General features: G+C 73.9%; 21 protein-coding genes and 1 tRNA gene. 15 read left to right on the forward strand and 7 right to left on the reverse strand.

Features of this window, described 5'->3' with window-relative positions:
- Positions 1-46 precede the first annotated feature (46 nt).
- On the forward strand, positions 47-1864 hold the full coding sequence (gene glmS, locus AB0F01_RS05220; RefSeq protein WP_362090045.1) for a glutamine--fructose-6-phosphate transaminase (isomerizing): 1818 nt from the start codon (positions 47-49) through the stop codon (positions 1862-1864).
- A gap of 597 nt (positions 1865-2461) precedes the next feature.
- Here glmS and AB0F01_RS05225 read toward each other — a convergent pair.
- Positions 2462-2989 carry a universal stress protein gene (locus AB0F01_RS05225; protein ID WP_362090047.1) on the reverse strand — a complete coding sequence of 176 codons (528 nt, stop codon included), beginning with the start codon at positions 2987-2989 and terminating at the stop codon, positions 2462-2464.
- Positions 2990-3327: 338 nt separating this feature from the next.
- Here AB0F01_RS05225 and AB0F01_RS05230 point away from each other — a divergent pair, with 338 nt between their 5' ends.
- From AB0F01_RS05230 to AB0F01_RS05245, 4 genes are all read left to right on the forward strand, one after another.
- Positions 3328-3615, forward strand: a complete 288-nt coding sequence (locus tag AB0F01_RS05230; protein ID WP_362090048.1) for a hypothetical protein — start codon at positions 3328-3330, stop codon at positions 3613-3615.
- A gap of 410 nt (positions 3616-4025) precedes the next feature.
- Complete coding sequence (locus tag AB0F01_RS05235; RefSeq protein ID WP_362090050.1) at positions 4026-5297, forward strand: helix-turn-helix domain-containing protein; 1272 nt, start codon at positions 4026-4028, stop codon at positions 5295-5297.
- 251 nt (positions 5298-5548) lie between these two features.
- On the forward strand, positions 5549-6151 hold the full coding sequence (gene orn / locus AB0F01_RS05240; RefSeq protein ID WP_362090052.1) for an oligoribonuclease: 603 nt from the start codon (positions 5549-5551) through the stop codon (positions 6149-6151).
- Between the two features lie 115 nt (positions 6152-6266).
- Positions 6267-6339: transfer RNA gene (locus AB0F01_RS05245), tRNA-His, on the forward strand.
- Between the two features lie 221 nt (positions 6340-6560).
- Here AB0F01_RS05245 and AB0F01_RS05250 read toward each other — a convergent pair.
- Complete coding sequence (locus AB0F01_RS05250; RefSeq protein WP_362090054.1) at positions 6561-7616, reverse strand: LacI family DNA-binding transcriptional regulator; 1056 nt, start codon at positions 7614-7616, stop codon at positions 6561-6563.
- Between the two features lie 355 nt (positions 7617-7971).
- Between AB0F01_RS05250 and AB0F01_RS05255 the strand changes: the two genes are divergently transcribed.
- From AB0F01_RS05255 to AB0F01_RS05270, 4 genes are all read left to right on the forward strand, one after another.
- Entirely contained in the window at positions 7972-9327 is a 1356-nt protein-coding gene (locus AB0F01_RS05255) for an extracellular solute-binding protein (protein WP_362090056.1), read from the forward strand.
- 5 nt (positions 9328-9332) lie between these two features.
- On the forward strand, positions 9333-10352 hold the full coding sequence (locus AB0F01_RS05260) for a sugar ABC transporter permease (protein WP_362090250.1): 1020 nt from the start codon (positions 9333-9335) through the stop codon (positions 10350-10352).
- Between the two features lie 12 nt (positions 10353-10364).
- Positions 10365-11273 carry a carbohydrate ABC transporter permease gene (locus AB0F01_RS05265; RefSeq protein WP_362090058.1) on the forward strand — a complete coding sequence of 303 codons (909 nt, stop codon included), beginning with the start codon at positions 10365-10367 and terminating at the stop codon, positions 11271-11273.
- A gap of 166 nt (positions 11274-11439) precedes the next feature.
- The gene (locus AB0F01_RS05270) at positions 11440-12876 is read left to right on the forward strand and encodes a GH1 family beta-glucosidase (protein ID WP_362090060.1); all 1437 of its coding nucleotides are present in this window, start codon (positions 11440-11442) and stop codon (positions 12874-12876) included.
- Between the two features lie 447 nt (positions 12877-13323).
- Here the strand turns inward: AB0F01_RS05270 and AB0F01_RS05275 are convergent, their stop codons facing one another.
- Complete coding sequence (locus AB0F01_RS05275) at positions 13324-14802, reverse strand: HAMP domain-containing sensor histidine kinase (RefSeq protein WP_362090062.1); 1479 nt, start codon at positions 14800-14802, stop codon at positions 13324-13326.
- A complete protein-coding gene (locus AB0F01_RS05280; RefSeq protein WP_362090063.1) occupies positions 14799-15533 on the reverse strand; it encodes a response regulator transcription factor in 735 nt (244 codons plus the stop codon). Before AB0F01_RS05280 ends, AB0F01_RS05275 begins: the two co-directional genes overlap by 4 nt.
- Positions 15534-15643: 110 nt before the next feature.
- On the opposite strand from AB0F01_RS05280, the gene AB0F01_RS05285 reads away from it, so the two are divergent.
- A complete protein-coding gene (locus AB0F01_RS05285) occupies positions 15644-16216 on the forward strand; it encodes a hypothetical protein (protein WP_362090065.1) in 573 nt (190 codons plus the stop codon).
- A gap of 246 nt (positions 16217-16462) precedes the next feature.
- On the opposite strand, the gene AB0F01_RS05290 is transcribed toward AB0F01_RS05285, so the two are convergent.
- Positions 16463-17332 (reverse strand): fused MFS/spermidine synthase, encoded by an 870-nt coding sequence (locus AB0F01_RS05290; RefSeq protein WP_362090066.1) that lies wholly within the window; start codon positions 17330-17332, stop codon positions 16463-16465.
- Positions 17333-17520: 188 nt separating this feature from the next.
- A complete protein-coding gene (locus AB0F01_RS05295; protein WP_362090068.1) occupies positions 17521-17964 on the reverse strand; it encodes a hypothetical protein in 444 nt (147 codons plus the stop codon).
- A 289-nt stretch (positions 17965-18253) separates the two neighbouring features.
- On the opposite strand from AB0F01_RS05295, the gene AB0F01_RS05300 reads away from it, so the two are divergent.
- Positions 18254-19714: a hypothetical protein gene (locus tag AB0F01_RS05300; RefSeq protein ID WP_362090069.1), complete on the forward strand. Its 1461-nt coding sequence runs from the start codon at positions 18254-18256 to the stop codon at positions 19712-19714.
- Between the two features lie 346 nt (positions 19715-20060).
- On the opposite strand, the gene AB0F01_RS05305 is transcribed toward AB0F01_RS05300, so the two are convergent.
- Complete coding sequence (locus tag AB0F01_RS05305; protein WP_362090071.1) at positions 20061-20660, reverse strand: histidine phosphatase family protein; 600 nt, start codon at positions 20658-20660, stop codon at positions 20061-20063.
- Positions 20661-20846: 186 nt separating this feature from the next.
- Between AB0F01_RS05305 and AB0F01_RS05310 the strand changes: the two genes are divergently transcribed.
- From AB0F01_RS05310 to AB0F01_RS05325, 4 genes are read left to right on the forward strand one after another with little or no spacing between them, the layout of a single operon-like run.
- Positions 20847-21842, forward strand: a complete 996-nt coding sequence (locus AB0F01_RS05310) for a phosphatase PAP2 family protein (RefSeq protein ID WP_362090072.1) — start codon at positions 20847-20849, stop codon at positions 21840-21842.
- Positions 21793-22935 (forward strand): hypothetical protein, encoded by a 1143-nt coding sequence (locus AB0F01_RS05315; protein ID WP_362090252.1) that lies wholly within the window; start codon positions 21793-21795, stop codon positions 22933-22935. Before AB0F01_RS05310 ends, AB0F01_RS05315 begins: the two co-directional genes overlap by 50 nt.
- Positions 22926-24521: a hypothetical protein gene (locus AB0F01_RS05320; protein WP_362090074.1), complete on the forward strand. Its 1596-nt coding sequence runs from the start codon at positions 22926-22928 to the stop codon at positions 24519-24521. Before AB0F01_RS05315 ends, AB0F01_RS05320 begins: the two co-directional genes overlap by 10 nt.
- Positions 24518-25867, forward strand: coding sequence for an AAA family ATPase (locus AB0F01_RS05325; RefSeq protein ID WP_362090076.1), 1350 nt, complete (start codon positions 24518-24520; stop codon positions 25865-25867). The genes AB0F01_RS05320 and AB0F01_RS05325 overlap by 4 nt, the downstream gene beginning before the upstream one ends.
- Positions 25868-25935: the final 68 nt, after the last annotated feature.

A 25935-nucleotide genomic window follows, 5' to 3' on the forward strand; every position in this document is an offset into this window, starting at 1 on the left:
CTGCGGCATCGTCCACCTCCGACCTCTACGACTAGGAACAACCCATATGTGCGGAATTGTCGGATACATCGGGAGGCGCGAGGTCGCGCCGCTGCTGCTGGAGGGCCTCCAGCGCCTGGAGTACCGGGGCTACGACTCGGCGGGCATCGTGGTCACGTCCCCCAAGGCGTCCGGCCTGAAGATGGTCAAGGCCAAGGGCCGGGTCCGCGACCTGGAGGCGAAGGTACCGGCGCGCTTCAAGGGCACCACCGGCATCGCCCACACCCGCTGGGCCACCCACGGCGCCCCGTCCGACGTCAACGCCCACCCCCACCTGGACGCCGAGGGCAAGGTCGCCGTCGTCCACAACGGCATCATCGACAACGCCGCCGACCTGCGCCGCAAGCTGGAGGCCGACGGGGTCGAGTTCCTCTCCGAGACGGACACCGAGGTCCTCACCCACCTCATCGCCCGCTCGCAGGCGGTGGAGCTGGAGGACAAGGTCCGCGACACGCTGCGCCTCGTCGAGGGCACCTACGGCATCGCCGTGCTGCACGCCGACTTCCCCGACCGCATCGTCGTGGCCCGCAACGGCTCGCCGGTCGTGCTCGGCATCGGCGAGAAGGAGATGTTCGTCGCCTCCGACATCGCCGCCCTGGTCGCCCACACCCGGCAGATCGTCACCCTCGACGACGGCGAGATGGCCACCCTCAAGGCGGACGACTTCCGCACGTACACCACCGAGGGCACCCGCACCACCGCCGAGCCGACCACCGTGGAGTGGGAGGCCGCCTCCTACGACATGGGCGGCCACGACACCTACATGCACAAGGAGATCCACGAGCAGGCCGAGGCCGTGGACCGGGTGCTGCGCGGCCGGATCGAGGACCGCTTCGCCACCGTGCGCCTGGGCGGCCTGAACCTGGACGCCCGCGAGGCCCGCCGGATCCGCCGGGTGAAGATCCTCGGCTGCGGCACCTCGTACCACGCGGGCATGATCGGCGCCCAGATGATCGAGGAGCTGGCCCGCATCCCCGCCGACGCCGAGCCGGCCTCCGAGTTCCGCTACCGTGACGCGGTCGTCGACCCGGACACCCTGTACATCGCCGTCTCCCAGTCGGGCGAGACCTACGACGTGCTGGCGGCCGTGCAGGAGCTCAAGCGCAAGGGCGCGCGGGTGCTCGGCGTGGTCAACGTCGTCGGTTCCGCGATCGCCCGGGAGGCCGACGGCGGCGTCTACGTGCACGCCGGCCCCGAGGTGTGCGTGGTGTCCACCAAGTGCTTCACCAACACCACCGTGGCGTTCGCCCTGCTGGCCCTGCACCTGGGCCGCACCCGTGACCTGTCGGTGCGCGACGGCAAGCGGATCATCGAGGGCCTGCGCCGGCTGCCGGAGCAGATCGCCGAGATCATGGAGCAGGAGGGGGAGATCGAGAAGCTGGCCCAGCAGTACGCCGAGGCCCGCTCGATGCTCTTCATCGGCCGGGTCCGGGGCTACCCGGTGGCCCGCGAGGCGTCCCTCAAGCTCAAGGAGGTCTCCTACATCCACGCCGAGGCCTACCCCGCCTCCGAGCTCAAGCACGGCCCGCTGGCCCTGATCGAGCCGGCGCTGCCCACGGTCGCGATCGTGCCGGACGACGACCTGCTGGAGAAGAACCGCGCGGCCATGGAGGAGATCAAGGCCCGCAGCGGCCAGATCCTCGCCGTCGCCCACCAGGAGCAGGAGAAGGCCGACCACACGATCGTGGTGCCGAAGAACGAGGACGAGCTGGACCCCATCCTCATGGGCATCCCGCTGCAACTCCTCGCCTACCACACGGCGTTGGCCCTGGGCCGGGACATCGACAAGCCGCGCAACCTCGCTAAGTCGGTCACCGTCGAGTAGGACGGCCGGCCCCCTCCGCCCCACGGCGCGAGGGGGCCGATCGGTTGGGAGGCAATCCGCTTCGGGGCCGATCCGTCTCGGGGCCGATCCATCTCGGGGCCGATCCATCTCGGGGCCGATCCGTCTCGGGGGCGCCCGGTCTCGGGTGCCGCCCGGGCTGCCGCACCGGCCCGGCCCGGCCGGGGCGGCGGGCCCGGGTTTGCACCGGGGCGGGCCGGGGACCCGACGGCCGCGGAGAACACGGGGTACGGGCCCCGCCGGCGGGGACACCGGCGGGGTCCCTCGGGCAAGGCGTCACGGACGGGCAGCGGGACGGGCGGCAGGCGCTGTGGCAGGCGTCAGCGGACGGACACCGGGAGCAGGACGACCGGCACGCAGGGCCACACGGCGGCACGGCCGCAAGGCCTCAAGGCCGCAAGGCCGCGGGGCAGCAGGTCGGCGCGGTCTCCAAGCCGCGGGGTCGCACCGTCGGCGGCCGGCGGGCAGCCGGAGGGCCGGCGGCGGCAGCCGGGACGTACCCAGACGTGCACCGTGCGGAGACGTACGCAGTGCTGGGTGCGGCTGCGGTGCGGGGAGCCGGGTGCGGGGAGCCGGGTGTCAGGGGATGACGACGACCGGGCGCCGGGCGCGCTTGGCGAGGCGGCCGGCGACGGAGCCGAACAGCCGCCCCACGAGCCCGTGGGTGGAGCCGACGACGATCGCGTCGGCCTCGTACTCCTGCCCCACTTCCTCCAGTTCGTGGCAGATGTCCCCGCCGCGCTCCACCAGGATCCAGGGCACCTCGGCGAGGTACTCCGCGCAGGCGAGCTCGAGCCCGAGCACCTCGGTGCGGTGGTCCGGGACGTCCACGAAGACCGGCGGTTCGCACCCCGCCCACACCGTGGTGGGCAGCCGGTTGGCGACGTGCACGATGATCAGGCCGGAACTCAGGCGCCGCGCCATGCCGATCGCGTAGGCGAGGGCGCGCTCGCTGGAGGTGGAGCCGTCGAAGCCCACCACCACGCCGTGCCGGAAGGCGGGATCGCACGGATGGCGCGCCTCGTCGGCCGCCGGGGACTCGGCCGCCGTGGGGTCGGCGACCGGTCGCTTGCGGTCCGCGGGTTCGAAGAAATCGTGACCGGCCATGGCTGTCTCGGCGTCGGGATCCTTTGACGGGGGACGACGGGGTGCGGCGGAGCTGTGTCCGGGAATCATCTTCCCCACCCCATACCCTCAAGGGTACGGCGGCACTCCTCCACGGCCCAGCCCTCGCCCCGCCGACGGGCGGGTTTCCCGGAGCATGCCCGAGCGGGCGCCCGTGACGCAACGGTTAGTGCGTCGTACAGCTGCTTTGCACAGGATTCAACCAGTGCCGTTCGGCCAGGGCCCGGAACCGTTGCGCCGGGGCGGGTGCGCGGCCGTGCGGTGACCGAGCGCCGGGCGGTGCGTTGAACCCCGTGAACCGCGCCCCGAGGGAGCACGCCATGACCGGACCCGTCCCCGCCCGCACCCCGGCCCGCCCGACCACGCCGGGCCCGGACGCGGCCGGCGAGCTGGCCCGCTGGTCGGCCTTCGGCTCCGTCCTGACCTGCACGGTCCTGCTGTGGTGCGGTTTCCCCGCGGCCGACGCGGTGGGCACCGCGGCGGGCCTGGGGGCCGTGGCGGGCGCCGCCCACCTGCTGATCCGCCGCTCCGGGCGGGTGGCCGCGACCGGCCGCCCGGGACGTCGTGGCCGACGTCACCGGCACGGCGGCGGAGCCCACCGGGGGTGACGCCGGGGCGGCGTGGAATCACCGGTCGGCTGACCGGTTTCCATGCACGCGGCCGTAGCTTTTCAGCCAACTTCCGGTACCGGCGCACCCCTCGCCCCGACCACCCCCCAACCCCCGTTTGACCTGCACGGAAGGGGTCCGGGGGGACACGCGCACCCCACAGGGATTGGCCACCGCGACGAGGCGCACTTCCCGACACCCTCCCCGAGTGCAACGCTTCGTGATCGAATGCTTCACGCCAAGTTGCCAAGTCGACAATGCACCGGGTGCCGAACCGGCCACCGGCGCACGACCGGACACAGTAGATTCGATCTTGACTGTCTACGGCGGGGGACTCGTGCAGGACCGAGGGGAAACGTGCAGGAGCGACACGACCGAGGAGCCGCGACCACCGAGGGGGGCTTAGCAGTATGAGCCACGACTCCACTGCCACGCAGGACACTGCGGGCCGGAAACTCGCCGGACGCCGCCGCAAGGAGATCGTCGCGGTGCTGCTGTTCAGCGGCGGCCCCATCTTCGAGAGTTCCATTCCGTTGTCGGTGTTCGGGGTTGACCGCCAGGACGCCGGCGTACCGCGCTACCGCCTGTTGGTGTGCGGAGGCGAGGACGGCCCGCTGCGGACCACAGGGGGCATGGAACTCACCGCGCCACATGGCCTGGAGGCGATCTCCCGGGCGGGCACCGTCGTGGTGCCGGCCTGGCGTTCGATCACCTCACCACCGCCCGACGCGGCGCTCGACGCGCTGCGCCGGGCCCACGAGGAGGGCGCCAGGATCGTCGGGCTGTGCACCGGCGCCTTCGTGCTCGCGGCGGCGGGCCTGCTGGACAGCAGGCCCGCGACCACGCATTGGATGTACGCGCCGACGCTGGCGAAACGCTATCCGTCGGTGCACGTCGACCCGCGGGAACTCTTCGTGGACGACGGGGACGTGCTGACGTCGGCGGGCACCGCGGCCGGCATCGACCTGTGCCTGCACATCGTGCGCACGGACCACGGAAACGAGGCGGCCGGGGCCCTGGCCCGCCGCCTGGTGGTCCCGCCGCGCCGGACCGGCGGTCAGGAGCGCTACCTCGACAGGTCTTTACCGGAGGAGATCGGCGCCGACCCGCTCGCCGAGGTCGTCGCCTGGGCGCTGGAGCACCTCCACGAGCAGTTCGACGTGGAGACGCTGGCGGCCCGCGCGTACATGAGCCGCCGTACGTTCGACCGCCGCTTCCGTTCGCTGACCGGGAGCGCGCCGCTGCAGTGGCTGATCACCCAGCGGGTGCTGCAGGCGCAGCGGCTGCTGGAGACGTCGGACTACTCGGTGGACGAGGTCGCCGGCCGTTGCGGCTTCCGTTCGCCGGTCGCGCTGCGCGGTCACTTCCGGCGCCAGCTGGGTTCCTCCCCAGCCGCGTACCGGGCGGCGTACCGGGCCCGGCGGCCGCAGGCCGAGCGGGACCGCGGCCAGGACACCGGCGCGCACGTGCCGGGCGGTGTGCCGCCGGGGCAGGCGAGCCACCCCGGCCACCATCCGGGCCAGCCGGCCTCCGTCGGCCTGCCTCCGGAGGGGTCGGTGCCCCACCAGTCCCGGCGGACCGCGGCGGCCGGCGCCCTCGGGCTGGCGGCCTCGGCGGAGGGCGCCCGGGAGGCGTACGTGCCGACCCGGGCGAGCGTGCCCGGGCAGCGGAGCGCGACGTGAGCGGCAGGAGCCGCGCGCGGGGCGGCCGGGCGTGACATGAGGCAGGGGCCCGGCGCCCCGGGGAGGGGTCGGAGGCATCGCGCCTCCGGCCCCTCCCGCGTGTCCGGGCGGGACACCCGGCCGGTGGTGACCACTCCCGGTGAGACCCCCGCAGCGGTGCGCCACCGGGCGGTGCGGGCGCGGCCGGTCTCCCCGCGACGGAGGCGGAACCGGCCGGTCCCCCGGGCCCGCGCTGCCCGTAGGGTTGGGGCATGAACGATCGCATGGTGTGGATCGACTGCGAGATGACCGGCCTCTCGCTGTCGGACGACGCGCTCATCGAGGTGGCCGCCCTCGTGACCGACTCCGAGCTGAACATCCTCGGCGAGGGCGTCGACATCGTCATCCGCCCGCCGGAACGGGCCCTGGAGACGATGCCGGAGGTGGTGCGCACCATGCACACCGCGTCGGGGCTGCTCGACGAACTGTCCGGCGGCACGACCCTGCAGGACGCCGAGGAGCAGGTCCTCGCCTACGTCCGGGAACACGTCAAGGAACCCGGCAAGGCACCGCTGTGCGGCAACTCCGTGGGCACCGACCGGGGGTTCCTGCTGCGCGACATGCCGACGCTGGAGGACTACCTGCACTACCGGATCGTCGACGTGTCCAGCGTCAAGGAGCTGGCCCGGCGCTGGTACCCGCGGGCGTACTTCAACAGCCCCGAGAAGAACGGCAACCACCGCGCCCTCGCCGACATCCGCGAGTCCATCGCGGAACTGCGCTACTACCGCGAGGCCGTGTTCGTCCCCCAGCCCGGCCCGGACTCGGAGACCTCGCGGAAGATCGCGGCGAAGCACGTCCTGCCTGGTCAGTAGCGTGTGAGGGGCGTTACCCGGCCCCGGAGCGAACCCTGGCGCGAGCACCCCCGAAGACCCTGTAGACTCTTTCTCGGCCGGTCGGGAAGGACACCACTTCCGACCGACAGCCGTGGTGGGTGTAGCTCAGCTGGTAGAGCACCTGGTTGTGGTCCAGGATGTCGCGGGTTCAAGTCCCGTCACTCACCCTGAACGATCAAGGGCCGACCTGGAGGAACGGGTCGGCCCTTGATCGTGTGCGGATCCCGTGGGATCGCGGATCGGCCATTGCGGATCGGCTGGGGAACACGGGCCCTGACCGGGACACGGACCGGGTGACGTCGCGTCACCGGCTGACCGTGCTTCAGGGGCCGTCCGCGGACCGGCGCACGGCCGGCCCGGAGCCGCCCCGGCGGAGCCGCTTCACGTTTCAGGTGGAGGAGCGCGGCACCAGTTCGGTGGCGAGCACCACGTGGCGCCGTTCCGCACCGCGGGCGACGGCAGGACGCCGGTCGGCTATCTCGGCCAGCAGCAGATCGATCATGGCGCGGCCCATCTCCTCGATGGGCTGGCGCACACTGGTGAGCGGCGGGTGCAGATGGCGGGCGATGGCGGAGTCGTCGTAGCCGACCAGGGCCACGTCGTCCGGGATGCGGCGGCCGGCCTCGCGCAGGGCCTGGCGGGCGCCCGCCGCGGTCACGTCGGAGGCCGCGAACACCGCGTCCAGGTCGGGACGGCGTTCCAGCAGCGCCGCCATGGCGCGCCGGCCGCCGTCCTCGGAGAAGTCACCCGCCTCCACCAGCAGCTCGTCCGCCGGGTGGCCCGCCTCGCGCAGCGCGTCCCGGTAGCCGTCGATGCGGCGCTGGGCGCCGTAGACGTCGAGGCGGCCGGTGATGTGGGCTATGGTCCGCCGGCCCCGGCCGATCAGGTGCTCCACGGCCTGCCGGGCGCCGCCGTAGTTGTCGGAGTCCACCGAGGTCAGCGTCTCGGCGGCGGACCGCGGGCCGCTGATCACGGCCGGGATCTCCAGCTGGGACAGCATGTCGGGCAGCGGGTCGTCGGCGTGCACCGACACCAGCAGCACCCCGTCGACCCGGTGGGCGGCCAGGTACTGGGCGAGCCGCTGCCGCTCCCGGTCGCTGCCCGCGAAGATCAGCAGCAGCTGCAGCTCGGTGTCCGCGAGGGCGGCGCCGACCCCGCGCAGCATGTCGGAGAAGTACGGCTCGGCGAAGAACCGCGTCTCCGGTTCGGGCACCACGAGCGCGATGGCGTCGGTGCGGTTGGCGGCCAGGGCGCGGGCCGCGGTGTTCGGCACGTAGCCCAGTTCCGCGACGGCGGCCTCGACGGCGGCGCGGGTGGCGTCGCTGACCCGGGGCGAGCCGTTGATCACCCGGGAGACCGTGCCCCGGCCGACACCGGCGCGCGCCGCCACCTCTTCGAGGGTGGGCCGGCCGCCGCTCCGGCCCCGCGCTCCGTGGCTTGCCATCGGGCCCCGCCTTCCGTCGTGTGTCTCCCCGGCCTGGAATCTAACAGCCCCGTAGGCGGGCGAAGCCGCTGCGTGACCGTCGTCGCGGGACCCCCCGGGGGCCGGCGGGACCCTCAACGGGGTCCCGGGCCGCTCCAGTTAACAGCCCGATAACTGAACGCGTCTCACCGCGTCCGCTCCCTTGACACCCCCGTCCCGAGCCGGGACTCTTCAACACATCACTTGTGGGAGCGCTCCCACACTACCTGACACATACACAACCCGCACGTTCCCCGCCCGAGCCGCAGCACGCAACAACGGGACCGACAACGCCGTCGGCCGGGGGGTCGGCACGTCAGGGCAACAGGAGGACGCAATGCGAGCACGTACCCTCCCCCACACTCGGCTGCGCTCGAGCGGGGGCAGGCCCGGGGTCCGCCGGGCCGTGACCGTCGCGGCCGTGGTGTCGCTCGGCGCCGGGCTGCTGGCCGGCTGCGCCGACGACGGCGGAGACGGCGACTCCGGCTCCTCGTCGGGCAAGGGCAAGACCACGATCACCCTGGGCCTGTTCGGCACCATGGGCTTCAAGGAAGCCGGCCTGTACGCCGAGTACGAGAAGCAGAACCCCGGCATCAAGATCGCGGAGAACGTGATCGAGCGGAACGAGAACTACTACCCCGCGCTGCTCAACCACCTCACCACCAACAGCGGTCTGCAGGACGTCCAGGCCGTCGAGGTCGGCAACATCGCGGAGATCGTCGCCACCCAGGCGGACAAGCTGGAGGACCTCTCCAAGGCGCCGGGCGTGAAGAAGGCCGACTGGCTCGAGTGGAAGTGGGAGCAGGCCACCACCAAGGACGGCGCGACCATCGGCCTCGGCACCGACATCGGCCCGATGGCGATCTGCTACCGCAAGGACCTCTTCGAAAAGGCGGGCCTGCCCACCGACCGCGAGGAGGTCGGCAAGCTGTGGGCCGGCGACTGGGCGAAGCTGGTCGAGGTCGGCGAGGACTACCAGAAGAAGGCGCCCAAGGGCACCACCTTCATGGACTCCCCCGGCGGCCTGCTCAACGCCATCCTCAGCAGTGAGGAGGAGCGCTTCTACGACAAGTCCGGCGAGATCATCTACAAGACCAACCCGGCCGTGAAGAACGCCTTCGACCTGACCGCGAAGGCCGCCGAGGAGGGACTGGTCGGCGCCCAGACCCAGTTCCAGCCCGCCTGGGACCAGACGATCGCCAACAACAAGTTCGCCGCGATCTCCTGCCCGCCGTGGATGCTCGGTTACATCAAGGGCAAGTCGCAGCCCGACGCGGCCGGCAAGTGGGACGTCGCCGTGGCGCCCAAGTCCGGCAACTGGGGCGGCTCCTTCCTGACCGTGCCCAAGAGCGGCAAGAACGTCGACGAGGCCAAGAAGCTCGTCGCCTGGCTGACCGCGCCGGAGCAGCAGGCCAAGCTGTTCGAGGTGCAGGGCAGCTTCCCGAGCGCGCAGAGCGCCTACGACAGCCCGGCGGTCACCGGCGCCAAGAACGACATGACGGGTGACGCCCCCATCGGTGAGATCTTCGCCGAGGCCGCGAAGCAGATCCCGGTCCAGGTCATCGGCCCGAAGGACCAGATCATCGGCCAGGGCCTGGGTGACAACGGCGTGATCCTCGTGACCAAGGGCAAGTCCGCCGAGGAGGCCTGGGAGACGGCCACCAAGACCATCGACAACAACCTGGACAAGTGACCGGCATGGCCACCCGCTCCGACACCGCCGCGTCCCCCGTCAAGGGGGGCGCGGCCCCGGGCCGTCCGCGCAAGCGCAAGCCCTCCGCGCCGGTCGACAAGGAACAACGGCGCCGCAACCGGCTCTCCCGGCGCTGGCAGCGCGACCAGCGCTGGAGCCCGTACGCGTTCGTCGCCCCGTTCTTCCTGCTGTTCGCCGCCTTCGGCCTGTTCCCGCTGATCTACACCGGCTGGGCCTCGCTGCACCAGGTGGAGCTGACCGCCCCCACCGACATGAACTGGGTGGGCCTGCGCAACTACACCCGGATCTTCGACGACGACTTCTTCTGGAACGCGGCGCGGAACACGCTGACCATCGGCATCATCTCCACCGTCCCGCAGCTGATGATGGCCATGGGCATCGCCCACATCCTCAACTACAAGCTGCGCGCCTCGACCTTCTACCGGGTCGCGATGCTCGCCCCGTACGCCACCTCGATCGCCGCCGCCTCCCTGGTGTTCGTGCTCCTCTTCGGGCGTGACTACGGCATGATCAACTGGGGCCTGGACCTCGTCGGGATCGACCCGGTGGACTGGCAGGGCGACAAGTGGCCCTCGCAGTTCGCCGTCTCCACGATCATCATCTGGCGCTGGACCGGCTACAACGCGCTGATCTACCTGGCCGCGATGCAGGCGATCCCGCAGGACCTGTACGAGTCGGCGGCGCTGGACGGCGCCAACCGGTGGCAGCAGTTCTTCCACGTGACGCTGCCCTCGCTGCGCCCGACGATTCTGTTCACCGTGGTCGTCTCCACGATCGGCGCCAGCCAGGTCTTCGGCGAGCCGCTGCTGTTCGACGCCAACAAGGGCGCGTCCGGCGGCGCGGAGCACCAGTTCCAGACGCTCGGCCTGTACCTCTACGAGCAGGGCTGGGTGAACCAGCACCTGGGCCGGGCCTCGGCGATCGCCTGGACGATGTTCGCGATCCTGATCGTCATCGGCATCATCAACTACGTCATCTCGCGCCGGCTGCGCGCCAGCAGTTAAGGAGGTGTGGCCGTGACGACGACTGTGACGCCCCCCGAGACCTCACCCGTGGCGAAGGAGCAGAAGCGCTCGCGCCTGCCGAAGTCCGCCCGTGCCGGCGGCACGCTGCACGGCGGTCCGATCGCCTACGCGATCCTGGTCGTGTTCACCCTGGTGTCGCTGTTCCCCCTGGTGTGGACGGCGATCGCCGCCTCGCGGGACAACCAGCGGCTGGCGCAGACCCCGCCGCCCTTCTGGTTCGGCTCCAACCTGTTCAAGAACCTGGAGATCGCCTGGACCGAGGCCAACCTGGGTGAGGCCTTCCTCAACACCACGATCGTGGCGGGCATCTCGGCGGTGACCATCGTCGTGCTGTCGACGATCGCCGGGTTCGCCTTCGCCAAGCTGCGCTTCCGGGGCCGGGGCGCGATGATGCTGATCGTCATCGGCACGATGATGGTGCCGCCGCAGCTCAGCATCATCCCGCTGTACATGATGGTCGCCAAGCTGGACTGGACCGACCAGCTGCAGGCCGTCATCTTCCCGTCGCTGGTCAGCGCGTTCGGTGTGTTCTTCATGCGGCAGTACCTGATCCAGGCGCTGCCGGACGAGATCATCGAGGCGGCCCGGGTGGACGGCGCGAGCAGCTGGCGCGTGGTGTGGCACGTGGTGTTCCCGGCGGCGCGGCCCGCGATGGCGGTGCTGGGCATGCTGATGTTCGTGCAGACGTGGAACGACTTCCTGTGGCCGTTCCTGGTGCTGACCCAGCACGGCAACCCGACCGTGCAGGTCGCGGTGGCGGCCCTCGGCCGCGGCTACACCCCGGACCAGTCCCTGATCATGGCGGGTGCGCTGCTGGGCACGCTGCCGCTGCTGATCGTCTTCGCGATCTTCGGCAAGCAGATCGTGGGCGGCATCATGCAGGGCGCCGTGAAGGGCTGACGGCGCCGCCGGCAACGGCCCCGTCTCCCCTTCCCTGTCCCGCTTCCCCGTCCCCCTTCCCGCCGGTCCTCCGTCCTTCGCCCCCGTACCGCCTCTCCACGTTCTCGTCCGTTTTCCCCGTCCGCTGACTCGTCGGTCCTCCACGACCACCAATGGGAGCGCTTCCATGCCTGACCCCGCAACGCCGGTGACCCCGGCTGCCTTTCCTTCCGTCTTCCTCTGGGGCGCCGCGACCTCCGCGTACCAGATCGAGGGTGCGGTGCGCGAGGACGGACGGACCCCGTCCATCTGGGACACCTTCAGTCACACCCCGGGCCGGGTCGCCGGCGGCGACACCGGTGACGTCGCCGTCGACCACTACCACCGCTACCGCGAGGACGTCGCGCTGATGGCGGAGCTGGGGCTGACCGCCTACCGCTTCTCCGTCTCCTGGCCCCGGGTGCAGCCGACCGGGCGCGGTCCGGCCGTGCAGCGCGGGCTGGACTTCTACCGCCGGCTCGTCGACGAGCTGCTGGAGCACGACATCGCACCGGCGGTCACCCTCTACCACTGGGACCTCCCGCAGGAGCTGGAGGACGCGGGCGGCTGGCCCGCGCGCGACACGGCCTACCGGTTCGCCGAGTACGCGCAGATCGTCGGCGAGGCGCTCGGTGACCGCGTCGAGCAGTGGATCACGCTCAACGAGCCGTGGTGCAGCGCCTTCCTCGGCTACGCCTCCGGCGTGCACGCGCCCGGCCGCACCGACGCCGCGGCCTCGCTGCGGGCCGCCCATCACCTCAACCTGGCGCACGGCCTGGGCACCAAGGCCCTGCGCGCGGTGATGCCGGCCCGCAACTCGGTCGCGATCAGCCTCAACAGCGCCGCCGTCCGGCCGCTGACCCAGCGGCCCGCGGACCTGGCGGCGGCCCGCAAGATCGACGATCTGGCCAGTGGGATCTTCCACGGCCCGATCCTGCACGGCGCGTACCCGGAGACGCTGCTCGAGGAGACGTCCTCGCTCACCGACTGGTCCTGCATCGAGGACGGCGACCTCGACACGATCCACCAGCCGCTGGACGCGCTGTGCCTCAACTACTACACGCCCACCCTGGTGTCGGCGGCCGACCCGTCCTCCCCCGCCCCGCGCGCCGACGGGCACGGCGCGAGCGAGCACTCGCCGTGGCCGGGGGCCGGGGACGTGACCTTCCACCAGCCGCCGGGCGAGCGCACCGAGATGGGCTGGACCGTCGACCCGACCGGCCTGCACGAGCTGATCATGCGCTACACCCGGGAGGCTCCCGGCCTGCCGCTCTACATCAGCGAGAACGGCGCCGCCTACCCCGACAAGCCCGGGGCGGACGGTACGGTCCACGACCCGGAGCGGGTGGCCTACCTGCACGGCCACCTCTCGGCGGTCCACCGCGCCCTCGCCGACGGCGCGGACGTGCGGGGCTACTACCTGTGGTCGCTGCTGGACAACTTCGAGTGGGCGTACGGCTACGAGAAGCGCTTCGGGGCGGTGTACGTCGACTACGCGACGCTTCAGCGCACCCCGAAGTCGAGTGCGCTCTGGTACGGCCGGGCGGCCCGGACGGGTGTCCTGCCGGACCCGGAGCAGCTCTGACCACTCCGGGACGGGGGCGTGCGGTCGCGGTGGCCTAGGGTCCTTCGTTCGGATCGGGCCGGATCAGGGAGCGGGGTCCGGTGCCGTGCGTCGCACGGCGGAGGAGGGCGGCGGGGTGGAGCCCTGCCGCCCGACGACAACGCGGCGAGGCGCGGTGCCGGGCCCGCGAGCCCGGCCTGATCCGCACGAGAGGCCCTTGGGGAGCGCCGCGCCCCGCGTGCGTGCCCGCGGTCCGCCTTCCTGCCGGGCGGACCGCGGGCACGGGTGTGCCGGGGTGTGCGGAAAGGGGAGCCCGTTGTCCGTTGCCGCCGGTGGCGGACCGGGACCCCGCCTCACCGTCCCTTCTCAGGGCGCCTCACCGTCCGCGCGCAGGGCGTCTCACCGTCGGCGCGCAGGACGCCTCACCGTCCCTTCGCCGTGCGCCTCGCCGTCCCCTCGCAGGACTCCTCACCGTCCCTTCGCGGCCGGTGCGGGCGAGCGGTTGAGGGAGGGCAGCAGGCGTCCGGGGCCCCGGCGGCGGACGCCTCCGCGGTGGCCCTTCCGCCGTGGGGCCGCGTCGCGGCCGTCGAGCTGGATCCAGACGCGCACCTCGGTGCCGCCGAGCACCGACGAGCCGATCCGCACGTCTCCGCCGGTGGACTCCGCGAGGCGGCGCACGATGTCCAGGCCGAGCCCGGTGGAGCCGTCGGTGCCCGAGCCCCGGCCGCGGGCCATCGCCGCCTCGGGGTCCGGTATGCCGGGGCCGGCGTCGGAGACCAGCACGATCACGGCGTCCTCCCCGTTGTGCAGGTCGACGGCGAAGGCGGTGCCCTCCGCGGTGTGCCGGAAGACGTTGCCGAGCAGGGCGTCGAGGGCGGCGGCCAGGTCGGAGCGGGCGACGGGGATGCGCACCGGCCGGTCGGCCCCGGCGACGCGCCACTTGCGGCCCTCGTCCTCGGCGAGCGCGGACCAGAATCCCATCCGCTCCCGGACCACCTCGGCGGCGTCGCAGCCGGCGCCCGGGCCTGCCGCCGCGGTCTGCGGCTTGGCGTCCCGGGCGGTGCGGATGATGGTGTCCACCTCGCGTTCCAGCTGCTCGACCGCGGCGCGGGTCTGGTCGGCGGCCGGACCGTCGCCGAGGGAGGCGGCGTTGAGCCGCAGCACGGTCAGCGGGGTGCGCAGCCGGTGGGACAGGTCGGCGGCCAGTTCCCGCTCGTTGGCGAGGAGCTGGACGACCTGGTCGGCCATGGAGTTGAACGCGACGGCGGCCAGCCGCAGTTCGGTCGGCCCTTCCTCGGGGACACGTGCGCCGAGCTTGCCCTCCCCGAGTTCGTGGGCGCCTTCGACCAGCCGCTGCGCGGGCCGCACCATCCGGACGCCGAGCCGGTCGGCCACGGCCACCGAGCCGAGGATCAGGGCGACGCCGACGGCCGCGAGCACCGCCCAGGCGGTGGCCACGCCGTTGGTGACCTCCGCCTCCGGGACGTAGACCTCGACCACGGCGATCTCGCCGGAGCTGAGGGCGACCGGCTGGAGCAGGGCGAATCCGCCGTCCACCGTGGTGGTGGAGGCCCGGCCCATGTCCCGTACCGCGGCGATGTCCGCCCCGGCGGCGCGCTGCCGCCCGATGTGCAGCGCGGCCCCCTCGCCGTCGTCGCCCCCGCCCTCGCCCGCGTCCCGTCCTCCGCCGCCTTCGCCGTCTCCGCCGCCGAGGGGGACGTGCACGGCCATCGCGGCGTCCGTGCCGGCGGAGGCGACGACGCGTTCGAGCTGTTCGCGGTCGGTCGTGATGGACAGGGCGGGGGCGACCGCGGCGGCCTCCCGCTCCGCCCGGGAGAAGGCCCGGTCGGCGGCGAGTTCCCGGATGACGAGGCCGAGGGGCACGGCGAAGGCGATGACGACCATCGCGGTCACCGCCAACGACACCTTCACCAGGGCCCATCTCATCGTGGCGGCTCCGCCCCGGGGACACCGCCCACCGGCCTTTCGGCGGCCGGCGGTTCGAGCTTCACGCCGACGCCCCGCAGGGTGTGCAGGTAACGCGGCCGGGCCGCCGTCTCCCCCAGTTTGCGGCGCAGCCACGACAGGTGGACGTCGATGGTCTGGTCGTCGCCGTAGGACTGCTGCCACACCTCGGCGAGCAGCTCTTTACGGGGCACGACGACTCCGGGCCGCCCGGCGAGGAAGGCGAGCAGGTCGAACTCACGCCGGGTCAGGTCGAGTCGCACCCCGTCCAGTTCGGCCTGGCGGCGCAGCGGGTCGACGGTCAGGCCGCCGACCCGGATGACCGTGGAGGAGGGCGCCTCTCCGGCGGTGGACCGGGCTCTGCGCAGCACGGCGGCCATCCGCGCGGAGAGGTGCTCCACGGAGAAGGGCTTGGTGAGGTAGTCGTCCGCCCCGGCGTTCAACAGCCGTACGATCTCCGACTCGTCGTCCCGGGCGGTGGCGACGATGACCGGCACGTCCGTGATCCCGCGCAGCATCTTCAGGGCCTCGGAGCCGTCCAGATCGGGCAGTCCGAGGTCCAGGATGACCACGTCGAACCGGAAGTGGGCGACCTCGCGCAGCGCTTCCAGCGCCGTGCCCACACTGCGCACCAGGTGCGCGGCATCGGTCAGGTGCCGGATGAGCGCCGAGCGTACGAACTGGTCGTCCTCGACCACGAGAACACTTGCCATGGGCGGCACCGTACGCCATGCGAGCAGGCCCGGTGCGGGCCTGTGGACAACTCCGGATCCGCCCCGCGGGCGGGACACCCGTGGGGCGCGTGGGGCAGTATGGACCGACGATGCGCAGAGGACTCGTACACGTACTGGCCTGGCTGCTCGCCACGGGCGCGGCGGTCACGTTGTCGTGGTGGGGTGTCCACACGGTGATGGCGGGCACGGTCTACGACCCGCCACGCGCCCTGCCCGTCGCGGTCGCGGGCGCCTCGGAGCAGGACACGAACCCGGTGTCGTCCTCCACCCGGCGACCGTCCGACCCGCCGGCTCCGCGAACTCCCGAGGCGGACGATGCCGACGGGGCCGACGGGGCGAAGCCGTCGGCGACCCCGCGGGAGAGCTCCCGCCCCTCTTCGCCGCACCCCGACCGCACGACGCCGCCACCGCCGGCCGGCGACCCGGCGCCGGCCACCTCCGGTCAGGTCCGGGGCTACGACACCGACGGCGGCCGGGCGGTCTTCGACCTGGGCCCCGCCTCGGCGTCCCTGGTGTCGGCGACGCCCGGGCCCGGCTGGTCGATGCAGGTGTGGAAGACGGAGTCGTGGATCCGGGTGGAGTTCAGTTCGGGCGCGGACCGGGTGTCGGTGTTCTGCACCTGGCACGACGGCCCGCCACGCGTGGAGATCGGCACGTACTGACCGGACGGCGGGCGGGGGCCCGGCGGCCGTCGGCCGTGCGCCGCGACGAGGAGGCCGGCGCTCACCGGCCGTACGGCGCGGTGGGGATGGATCCGCCGACCACTTCTCGATCGCTCTACGAGGCCCGCTCCGACGCGCCCTCCGACCGCCATTCGACCGCGATTCGGTACCGTGCCCGCCACCCGTACCGCGGCACGGCCCGCATGGCCCGCATGAGCCGCATGAGCCGCAAGACCCGCAGGCCGGTCAGTGGAACACGGACGGGGGCGGGGCGGGCGACGCGACGGCCGCGAGGTCGGTCACGACGGGGGCCCCGCCGGTGAAGTCCCTGAGTTCCCTGCCGTGCTGGACCCGGGCGGGGTGCGGGTCCGACGCGGCACGGCGGGTGAGTTCGGCGATCGGCAGCGGCGCGTCGGAGGCGACCAGGACGGCGTTGCCGAAACGCTTGCCCCGCAGCACGGCCGGGTCGGCGATCAGGGCGAGTTCGGCGAACCGGGCGGCGGCCGTGGCGATCTGGCCGCGCAGGTGGGCCAGCGGCGGCCCGTCGGCGAGGTTGACGGCGTAGGTCCCGCCGGGGGCGAGGGCGCGGCGGACCTCGTCGAGGAACTCGACCGAGGTGAGGTGGGCGGGCGTGCGGGTCCCGCTGAACACGTCGGTGACGACGAGCCCGGCCCAGCCGTCGGGCACCTTGGCGAGCCCTTCCCGGGCGTCCACCGAGCGCACCCGGATGCGGGCCCCGGGGTCCAGGGGCAGGTCCCGGCGCACCAGCCGGACGAGGGCGGCGTCCCGTTCCACGACCTGCTGGGTGGAGCGTGGCCGGGTGGCCGCGACGTAGCGGGCGAGGGTGAAGGCGCCGCCGCCGAGGTGCACGGCGCGCAGCGGCTTGCCGGGCGGGGCGGCGAGGTCGACGACGTGTCCGAAGCGGCGCTGGTACTCGAAGGAGAGGTGCTCCGGGTCGTCCAGGTCGACGTGCGACTGCGGGGCCCCGTCGATCAGCAGCGTCCAGGCCCTCGGCCGCTCACGGTCGGGGACGAGCCGGGCGAGCCCGCCGTCGACGCTCTCGCTGACGGCCTCGCTCGCGGTCTGCCGCCGCCCCGGGTTCCTGGACCTCGCCATTCCGGCATTGTCCCAAGGGCCCGTCGCCGACGCCCGTCAGGTCCGCCGCGCCCGCCCGCCCCGGGGACGACCAGGGCCCGCGGCCGAGGAAGCGCCCCGGCGGGCAGGCGGCGCGAGGTAGCGAGGTAGCGAGATACGGCAGGCGGCGGACCCACGGGGCGGCTCGCGTCGCCCCGTCGGCCCGCCGCCTAACGGCAGCTGTCCGCCGCCTCGATCAGGCGCTGGGCCTCGCCCAGGGCGGCCCGCAGCAGCGCCGGGTCCGTGGCGGGGTCCGTCGACGGGTCGTCACCGGGCGGCAGCAGCCAGTCGGAGCCCTCCACCGGGGGTTCCGGCGCGAGCCGCAGTCCGTGGCCGTCCGTCTGCGTGCAGGTGCTGCCGGGGACGTCCCACCCGGCCGCCGTGCCCGGGGGCACCAGGAAGCCCAACGTGCCGCCGCCGTCGTCGTGCAGCACCGGTCCCACCGCGTCCCGGGCCCCGCGGCGCAGGATGTCCACCGCCTCCAGGCCCTGCCGGGCCGGTACCGTCACCACGTCGCACGACGGGTCCGGCGCACTCGCCGCGCCGCCCGCGCCGGGCGCCGTACCGAGCGGGTCCGGTCCTCTTCGAGGATCGCTGCTCCGGCTGGTCGCCATCCCACGCCTCCACCACACGAAATCCCTGTCGGACGAGCGGGTCGGGAGTCGGCGGTCTCCCGTTCCACGCGGTTCAACGCGCCACGCCGTCAACGGCAACGGCGGAAGTTGGCCGCAAAGGATGGCAGTTCATGGCGGATCGCGGATGAGATATCCGGTTTGTAGCCAAACCCTGCGTACCGGCTCCGTCACAGCAGGTACGTTCTTGCCCGCCGGAAACAGGACGGAACACCCATCGATTCCGCCCGGTGTCCGGCATGGTTCGACGGTTCGCAGAGAGGACCCGGCCATGGCGTCGTCATCGGTGCCCTCGTCCAACTCCGACCGGCCGGCACGGCCGAACCTCGTCTTCCGGCAACTGCGCGGAGCGCGCTCGCCGGGCGAGTTCGCCGCGGCGGTACGGCGTGCCGCCCACGAGATCGGCGAGCGCGTCAGCTGTGACGCGCGGTACGTGCACCGGGTCGAGACGGGCGAGATCCGCTGTCCCAACTACGCCTATGAACGGGTCTTCCTGCACATGTTCCCCGGCCGCACGCTGACCGATCTGGGCTTCGCGCCCCGGTCGTCGGTGCGCGGTCGCGGGGCCCGGCAGGCCGAGTGCGGGGACCCGTCCCCGACGGCGCACCTCCCGGGCCCGGCGGACGCCACGAGTGACACCGGTGAGACCGGCGGGGCCCCGGATCCGTATAGGGAGCCGCGGGACCCGTACGACACGCACGACAACTACGAGGAGAGCGACGTGCTGCGTCGCGCATTCATGACCGGCGGCGCCACGGTGGCCGCCGCCTCGCTGGGCCCTCTCGGGTTCGCCCGGGACGCCTCGGCCGCACAGCGCTCGGTGCGCCGTGCCGGGGCCAGTGACGCGGGTGCCCTGGAGGAAGCCGTCCGCAGGATCCGCCTGCTCGACGACCGGCACGGGGCGGACGGCCTCTACCGGCGGGCCGCGGCGCCCCTGCGTGCCGCCTACGCCCTGCTCGACGCCGGGACGTCCCGGCAGCGGACGGCCGAGCGGCTGTACTCGGGCGCCGGCGAACTGGCCATCTCGGTCGGCTGGCTGGCGCACGACTCGGGCCGCTTCGACGACGCGCGCTCGCACTACGCGGAGGCGCTGGCGACCGCCCGGGTCACCGGCGACGCGGGTCTGGAGGCCCACGCGTTCTGCAACACGGCGTTCCTCGCCCGGGACGCGGGCCGGCCCCGGGAGGCGGTCCGCGCGGCGCAGGCGGCGCAGCGGGCCGCGCGTCCGCTCGGCTCACCGCGGCTGATGTCGCTGCTCGCGCTGCGGGAGGCGGGCGGCTGGGCCGGACTGGCCGACCGGGCGGGCTGCGAGCAGGCGCTGGCCCGCGCCCAGGCGTACTTCGAGCGCGGCCCCTCGGAGGCCGACCCGGAGTGGATGACCTTCTACGGCGAGGCGGAGCTGGAGGGTCTGGAGGCGCAGTGCTGGTCGATGCTGGGCGACTGGCCGCGCGCCGCCCGCCACGCCCGCCGCGCGGCCGAGCTGCAGGATCCGCACTTCACCCGCAACATCGCGCTCTACACGGCGGAGCTGGCGGACGACCTGGCCCGCGGCGGACGCCCCGACGAGGCGGCCACGGCCGGGATGCGCGTGCTGGACCTGCTGAACGAGGTGCAGTCGTCGCGGGTGCAGAGCATGCTGGCCGGCACGGCGCGCGTCCTGCTCCCGCACCGCCGCGCCTCGGGCGTCTCGGCCTTCCTGGACCGCCACGCCTCCCTGCCGCGCGGGGTGTGACGGGGGCCGGCCCCACGTCGTACCCACCCTGCCGGGCCTTCCCCCACGTGTCTCCCGCCACGGACGCCGACACCGTCGCGGAGCACACCGGGACCCGGCCCCGCCGGGGGCGCGGGCACCGGCTCCCCCGCGCCCCCGGCCCGCCGAGACCGGCGCGTGCGGACGCCGACCCGGCCCGCGGAAGCCGGCGCGTGCGGACGCCGGCCCAGTGCGGGTACCGGGCGGCCCCGCGACGGCTCCCGGCGGCTCCCGGACTGCCGGCGGTCCCGCGAGGGTTCGCGACGCCTCCCGGGCGACCGCCGGCCCCGCGGCGGCTCCCGAAGCCGCCGGGCGGGCCCCGCGACGCTCAGGCCACCAGGTGCCCCTGATCGTTCCAGCTCTCCACGGCCGGTTCCCCGTAGGCCCAGCCCAGGACGGACAGGGACGTCGGGTTGAGCCGGATGCGGGCCGCGAACTCCAGGGGCAGCCCCAGCCAGCGCGCGCCGATCGAGCGCAGGATGTGGCCGTGGGCGAAGACCATGACGTCCCGGTCGGCGGACCGCGCCCAGGCCACCACCTCGTCCGCGCGGGCGGTCACCTCCGCCAGGCTCTCCCCGCCCTCGGGGACGCCGTCGCGCCAGATGAGCCAGCCGGGGCGGCGCGCCTGTATCTCGCCCGGGGTCAGCCCCTCGTAGGCGCCGTAGTCCCACTCCATGAGTGTGTCCCAGGTCTCGGCGCGCTCCCCGAACCCGGCCAGTTCGCAGGTCTCCCGCGCGCGGGACAGCGGGCTGGTGCGCACCTCCACGCCGGGCAGCCCGTCGTACGGGGCGCGGCGCAGGCGTTCGCCGAGCAGCTCGGCGCCCCGCCGCCCCTCGTCCAGGAGCGGCACGTCGGTCCGCCCGGTGTGCTTTCCGGACAGCGACCAGGCGGTCTGTCCGTGCCGGGCCAGCAGAATGCGGGGTGCCATGGGGGAGACCTTCCGGTGAAACGCAGGTGGATCCCGCCCATCATCGCGCACCCCGACCGGGCGCAACCCCGGGCCCGATCTCCGCGTCTATCAGGGCCGAGGGCGCCTCACGGGGGGCGTGGGCCCACGCCGTAGAGTGGCTGACCGCCGTTGGCGTGAGCGAGGACGAAGGGGGAGGGCGAGCGGATGCCGCACAGCGAGAAACCGGGCATGGAGGAGGCCCCGGTGACCCGGCTGCGCTGGTGGACCGAGCTGCCGCTGATCGTCCTGGTGTACGCCTGCTACTCGCTGGGGCGCCTGGTCGTCCGGGGCGACGTCTCGGACGCCGTGGACCACGGCCTGGCCATCCTGCGCATCGAGAAGGCGCTGTACCTGAACGCGGAGAGCCCGCTGAACCGCTGGTTCACCGAGGAGCCCTGGCTGGGGATACCCGCCGACTTCTGGTACGCCTCCCTGCACTACCTGGTCACCCCGGCCGTCCTGGTCTGGCTGTTCCGGTCCCGCACGGTGCACTACCGGGCGGCCCGCACCTGGCTGATGGTGTCCACGTTCATCGGCCTCATCGGCTTCACCCTGCTGCCCACCTGCCCGCCCCGGCTGCTCGACGCGAGCCACGGGTTCGTCGACACGATGGCCCACTACAGCTCCTGGGGCTGGTGGGGCGGCGAGGCCAGCGCCCCGCGCGGCCTGGGCGGCATGACGAACCAGTACGCGGCGATGCCGAGCCTGCACGTGGGCTGGGCGCTGTGGTGCGGCGTGATCCTCTGGCGGCACGGCCGGACGCGCACCACGAAGACGTTCGCCGTCGTCTATCCGCTGGTCACCACCATCGTGGTGATGGGCACCGCCAACCACTACCTCCTGGACGCCGTCGCGGGCGCCGCCGTGATGGGCGCCGGACTGCTGCTGGCCGCCCCGGCGATGCGGTACGCGGACCGGGTCAAGGCCCGGCTCCTGCCGCGCCTGGCGCTGCCCGCAGCGGTCGCCGCCCGCACCGGTGCGGCCTCCGGTTCCGCCCCCGTCTCCGCCGCCGGTTCCGCGAATGTCAGTGACGGATGCCAGACTTCCGCGGGTGAGCGAATTCCACGGCAGCGGCACCACGAGCCGCGGTACGGGCCCGGAGCCGAACCGAGTGCCGCCCCCGCGGACACAGGGGAAGGCGCTCCGGCACCGGCTCGCTGAGCTGCGCGGCGGCCCACAGGTGCCGCCGAAGGCGCTGGACGCGCGCGCCCTGGCCGCCCTGGCCGCCAACCCGGGCTGCGGCCGGCGCGCGATCCTCGACGGCGCCGGGGTGGACAAGGCGGCGCTGGCCCGGGCCCTGGGCTCCCCGTCGGCCTTCGGGCAGTCCCAGTTCGCGCTCGTGCGGGGCAACGCCTTCGAGGCCAAGGTCAAGGGCGACGGCGGTACGGAGCTGCTGCGCCTGGCGCACGAGCACCTGGACCGCGCCGCCGAACCGCCCACCGGGGCCCTGGTGCCCGACCTGACCGCGGCCGGTCCCTCGGGCCGCACGGCCCGTACTGAGTTGGCGCTGCGCGAGGCCGCCGGCTCCCCCGGTTCCTGGACGCTGCTGGACCACCCGATGCTGGCCCTCGACGTCGCGGGGTCGGTCGCCTTCCTGGAGCCGGACGCGGTGATCGTGCACCCGGACGGCAGCTGGACGGTCGTGGAGATCAAGTCGTTCCCCCTGCTGGACGGCGCCGCCGACCCCGCGAAGGTCGGCGCGGCGGCCCGGCAGGCCGCGGTGTACGTGCTGGCTCTGGAGGAGGTCGCCGCGCGGCTCGACCCGGCCCCCCGGGTGCGGCACCGGATCCTGCTGGTCTGCCCGAAGGACTTCTCCAACCTGCCCACCGCCTCCGCCGTGGACGTGCGCAAGCAGCGCGCGGTGACCGCCCGCCAGCTGGCCCGGCTCACCCGCGTCGAGGACATCGCCGCGGCGCTTCCCGAGGGCGTCAGCTTCTCGCCGGAGCTGCCCGCCGAGGAGCTGACCGCGGCCGTGGAGGCGGTCCCGGCGACGTACGCGCCGGAGTGCCTGTCCTCCTGCGAGCTGGCGTTCCACTGCCGGGACCGTTCCCGCGAGGCCGGCGCGGTCACCTCCCTGGGCCGCCCGGTGCGGGCGGAGCTGGGCGGTCTGACGACCGTGGAGGACGTGCTGGCCGCGGCCCGCGGTGAGGCGGGCGACGCCGACGACCCGGCGGTGGCCGCGCTGCGCCGGGCGGCGGCCCTGCGGGCCGAGGCCCTGGAAGCGGCCCGGGCGGAGGTCGCCCCGTGTCCCTGATCACCACCCTGGCCCGCCTGGAGGCCGTGGGCACCGGCCGCGCCCAGCCCGCCGCGACCGTCCGGCACCGGCACCTGTCCGACCGTCCGCTGGTGTTCGTGCCGCTCACCACCGCCGGTGAGGCCGGGGCGCCGCTCGGCGCGCTCGTCGGCACCGACCGGGACGCGCCCCGACTGCTGGTGGTGCCGCAGCCGCGCGACCGGGACCAGCGGTTCGCGTTCCTCGCCGACCTCGCCGACGTGGTGCTCCCCTACGTGGACGCGTACGCGGACGGGGTGGAGGCCGCGGAGCGTTCCGAGACGGACCCGGAGACCGGCAAGCGGGTCAAGGTCGAGGTGGAGCTGTGCGCGGACGCGCCGCAGCTGATCGTGCCCAGCCGGGGCGGTGTCGATCTGGTGCGCCTCCTGGGCCGTTCCACGCGGTTCCGGCGCACGGCGGAGCAGGACCCGGAGGCGCCGTTCCCGGCGCCGCCCCGCGTGCCGCTGCTCGGGCGGTGGCTGACCCACTTCGGGGAGCGGGCGCGGGTCCCCGGCTCGTCGCTGCTGCTCGCCCTGACCGACGTGCTGTCCCGGCACTGGGCCACCGGCCAGTCCACCCTGGAGGACCAGCACCTGGGGGCGCTGCTCGCCTGGATCGACCCGCCCGGGGGCCGCTCGGGCGCCGAGGCCGCCGAGGAGGCGGAGCTGGCCCGCGACGACCGGGGGCAGCTGCTGCATCCGCCCGCCGGCCCGGCGACCGACCCGGCCTTCGACAACAAGCTGCTCGCCCCGGCCATCGAACGCTACGACCGCGCCCGCACCGCCCTGGCGGCGGCCCAGGACGGCCTGGAGGCCGACGGCCGCCTCGGCGACCTGACGGCGGCCGAGCAGCGCATCCGCGACCTGGTCGAAAGCCGCACGCGCCCCACCTGGGACGCGGTGTGGCGGGGCCTGGACCTGCTGCGGACGCTGCCCGAGGGCGCCCACGTCGAGGAGCGCTGGACGCGCGACCGGTGGTCCTTCACCGGGCACCGGGACCGCGTGGCGGCCGGCGAGCCGCCCCAGCCCCGCCGCGACGACGCCGTCACCGCCGCCAACAAGCTGGCCACCCGCGAGCGCGAACAGGCCCGGCTCCAGGCGCAGGAGGCCCTGGACGACCCGCTGGAGATGGCGGCCCGCCGGCTGTCCGGGGAGGCGTTCGCCGGCGAGGTCACGGACGTGGTGATGGCGTACAGCGAGAGCAAGCGCCCGAGCCCGCGCCCCCTGGTCACCGTCCGCACCGACGACCGGCCGCACCTCGCCGAGCGGGCCCGGGTGTACCGCTCGCTGGACGGCAAGCCGCAGTCCGCGGAGTTCGTGGCGGCCGAGGAGGACGGGGCGCTGCTGGTGCTGCGGATCATGGACCGGATGGGCCGGGGCAAGGAACCCGCCCCGGGGTCCGTGCCGGAGAAGGGCGACCGGCTCTGCTTCACGCTGTTCGAGCACGAGCCGCGGGGCGGGGCCACGCTGCCCGACCCGGAGGAGACGCCCTGGACGCACGGCGGGCCGCCCGGCCAGGACCGGGCGCCGGAGCCCGCCGACCCGGTGACCGAGGAGGACGTGCTGTGACCGCCCCCGCCGAGGAGACGGTGTTCCACCCCGGAGCGGAGGCCACCCGCGCCACCGACGCGATCCTCCACGACACCCTGCACGGCACCGCGCGCGGCGTCGTCGTGGACTCCCCGCCCGGCGCCGGCAAGTCCACCCTGGTGGTGCGGGCCGCGCTGGAGCTGGCCGCGGCCGGCCGCCCCCTGATGGTGGTCGCGCAGACGAACGCCCAGGTCGACGACCTCGTCCTCCGCCTCGCCGAGAAGGACCCCGACCTGCCGGTCGGCCGCCTGCACAGCAGCGACACCGACCCCTACGACAAGGCCCTCGACGCCCTGGACAACGTACGGACCTCGGCGAAGGCGGCCGACCTGGCCGGCCTGGACGTGGTGATCTCCACGGCCGCGAAGTGGGCGCACGTCAAGGGCGTCGAGCCGTGGGGGCACGCGATCGTCGACGAGGCGTACCAGATGCGCTCGGACGCCCTGCTCGCCGTGGCCAACCTGTTCGAACGGGCGCTGTTCGTGGGCGACCCCGGCCAGCTCGACCCGTTCTCCATCGTGGGCGGCGACCAGTGGGCGGGCCTGTCGTACGACCCGTCGGCGTCGGCGGTGACCACGCTCCTCGCGCACAACCCCGACCTCCCCCAGCACCGCCTCCCGGTCTCCTGGCGCCTCCCCGCCTCCGCCGCCCCGCTGGTCTCCGACGCCTTCTACCCCTACACCCCGTTCCGCTCCGGCACCGGCCACGGCGACCGCACCCTCGCCTTCACCGTCCCGTCCGACGGTTCGGGCCCGGACCGGGTGATCGACGAGGCGGCCGCCTCCGGCTGGGGCCTGCTGGAACTCCCGGCCGCCCACACCCCACGCACCGACCCGGAGGCGGTGCGCGCCGTCGCCCAGGTGGTCCGCCGCCTCCTGGACCGCGAGGGCGCGGCCACCTCCGAACGCTCCCCGGACCCGGCCCCGTTGACCGCCGACCGCATCGCCGTCGGCACCGCCCACCGCGACCAGGCGGCGGCGGTCCGCTCCGCCCTCGCCGCCCTCGGTGTCCGGGACGTCGTCGTCGACACCGCCAACCGCCTCCAGGGTCGCGAGTACGACGTCACCGTCGTCCTCCACCCGCTCTCCGGCCGCCCCGACGCCACCGCCTTCCACCTGGAGACCGGCCGCCTCTGCGTCCTCGCCTCCCGCCACCGGCACGCCTGCATCGTCGTCTGCCGCGAAGGCGTCGACGACCTCCTGGACGCCTACCCGTCCACGGAACCGGTCCAGCTCGGAACGCTGGTGAAGTTCCCCGACGGCTGGGAGGCCAACCACGCGGTCCTGGCGCACCTGCGGGAACACCGGGTGGGGTGGCGGGGGTGAACGTCGGGGCGAGCCGTTGGCCCCGACGCCCCCTTGCGGCGGCGCGGGACAATGGACGGTGGCCCGCT

The organism is Streptomyces sp. NPDC029526, assembly GCF_040637405.1.
Taxonomy (GTDB): domain Bacteria; phylum Actinomycetota; class Actinomycetes; order Streptomycetales; family Streptomycetaceae; genus Streptomyces.

Excerpts from the sequence above, each read along its gene's own strand:
- glmS (WP_362090045.1), top strand. The coding sequence starts at position 47 with ATGTGCGGAATTGTCGGATACATCGGGAGGCGCGAGGTCGCGCCGCTG.
- AB0F01_RS05225 (WP_362090047.1), bottom strand. The coding sequence starts at position 2,989 with ATGGCCGGTCACGATTTCTTCGAACCCGCGGACCGCAAGCGACCGGTC.
- AB0F01_RS05230 (WP_362090048.1), top strand. The coding sequence starts at position 3,328 with ATGACCGGACCCGTCCCCGCCCGCACCCCGGCCCGCCCGACCACGCCG.
- AB0F01_RS05235 (WP_362090050.1), top strand. The coding sequence starts at position 4,026 with ATGAGCCACGACTCCACTGCCACGCAGGACACTGCGGGCCGGAAACTC.
- orn (WP_362090052.1), top strand. The coding sequence starts at position 5,549 with ATGAACGATCGCATGGTGTGGATCGACTGCGAGATGACCGGCCTCTCG.
- AB0F01_RS05250 (WP_362090054.1), bottom strand. The coding sequence starts at position 7,616 with ATGGCAAGCCACGGAGCGCGGGGCCGGAGCGGCGGCCGGCCCACCCTC.
- AB0F01_RS05255 (WP_362090056.1), top strand. The coding sequence starts at position 7,972 with ATGCGAGCACGTACCCTCCCCCACACTCGGCTGCGCTCGAGCGGGGGC.
- AB0F01_RS05260 (WP_362090250.1), top strand. The coding sequence starts at position 9,333 with ATGGCCACCCGCTCCGACACCGCCGCGTCCCCCGTCAAGGGGGGCGCG.
- AB0F01_RS05270 (WP_362090060.1), top strand. The coding sequence starts at position 11,440 with ATGCCTGACCCCGCAACGCCGGTGACCCCGGCTGCCTTTCCTTCCGTC.
- AB0F01_RS05275 (WP_362090062.1), bottom strand. The coding sequence starts at position 14,802 with ATGAGATGGGCCCTGGTGAAGGTGTCGTTGGCGGTGACCGCGATGGTC.
- AB0F01_RS05280 (WP_362090063.1), bottom strand. The coding sequence starts at position 15,533 with ATGGCAAGTGTTCTCGTGGTCGAGGACGACCAGTTCGTACGCTCGGCG.
- AB0F01_RS05285 (WP_362090065.1), top strand. The coding sequence starts at position 15,644 with ATGCGCAGAGGACTCGTACACGTACTGGCCTGGCTGCTCGCCACGGGC.
- AB0F01_RS05290 (WP_362090066.1), bottom strand. The coding sequence starts at position 17,332 with ATGGCGAGGTCCAGGAACCCGGGGCGGCGGCAGACCGCGAGCGAGGCC.
- AB0F01_RS05295 (WP_362090068.1), bottom strand. The coding sequence starts at position 17,964 with ATGGCGACCAGCCGGAGCAGCGATCCTCGAAGAGGACCGGACCCGCTC.
- AB0F01_RS05300 (WP_362090069.1), top strand. The coding sequence starts at position 18,254 with ATGGCGTCGTCATCGGTGCCCTCGTCCAACTCCGACCGGCCGGCACGG.
- AB0F01_RS05305 (WP_362090071.1), bottom strand. The coding sequence starts at position 20,660 with ATGGCACCCCGCATTCTGCTGGCCCGGCACGGACAGACCGCCTGGTCG.
- AB0F01_RS05310 (WP_362090072.1), top strand. The coding sequence starts at position 20,847 with ATGCCGCACAGCGAGAAACCGGGCATGGAGGAGGCCCCGGTGACCCGG.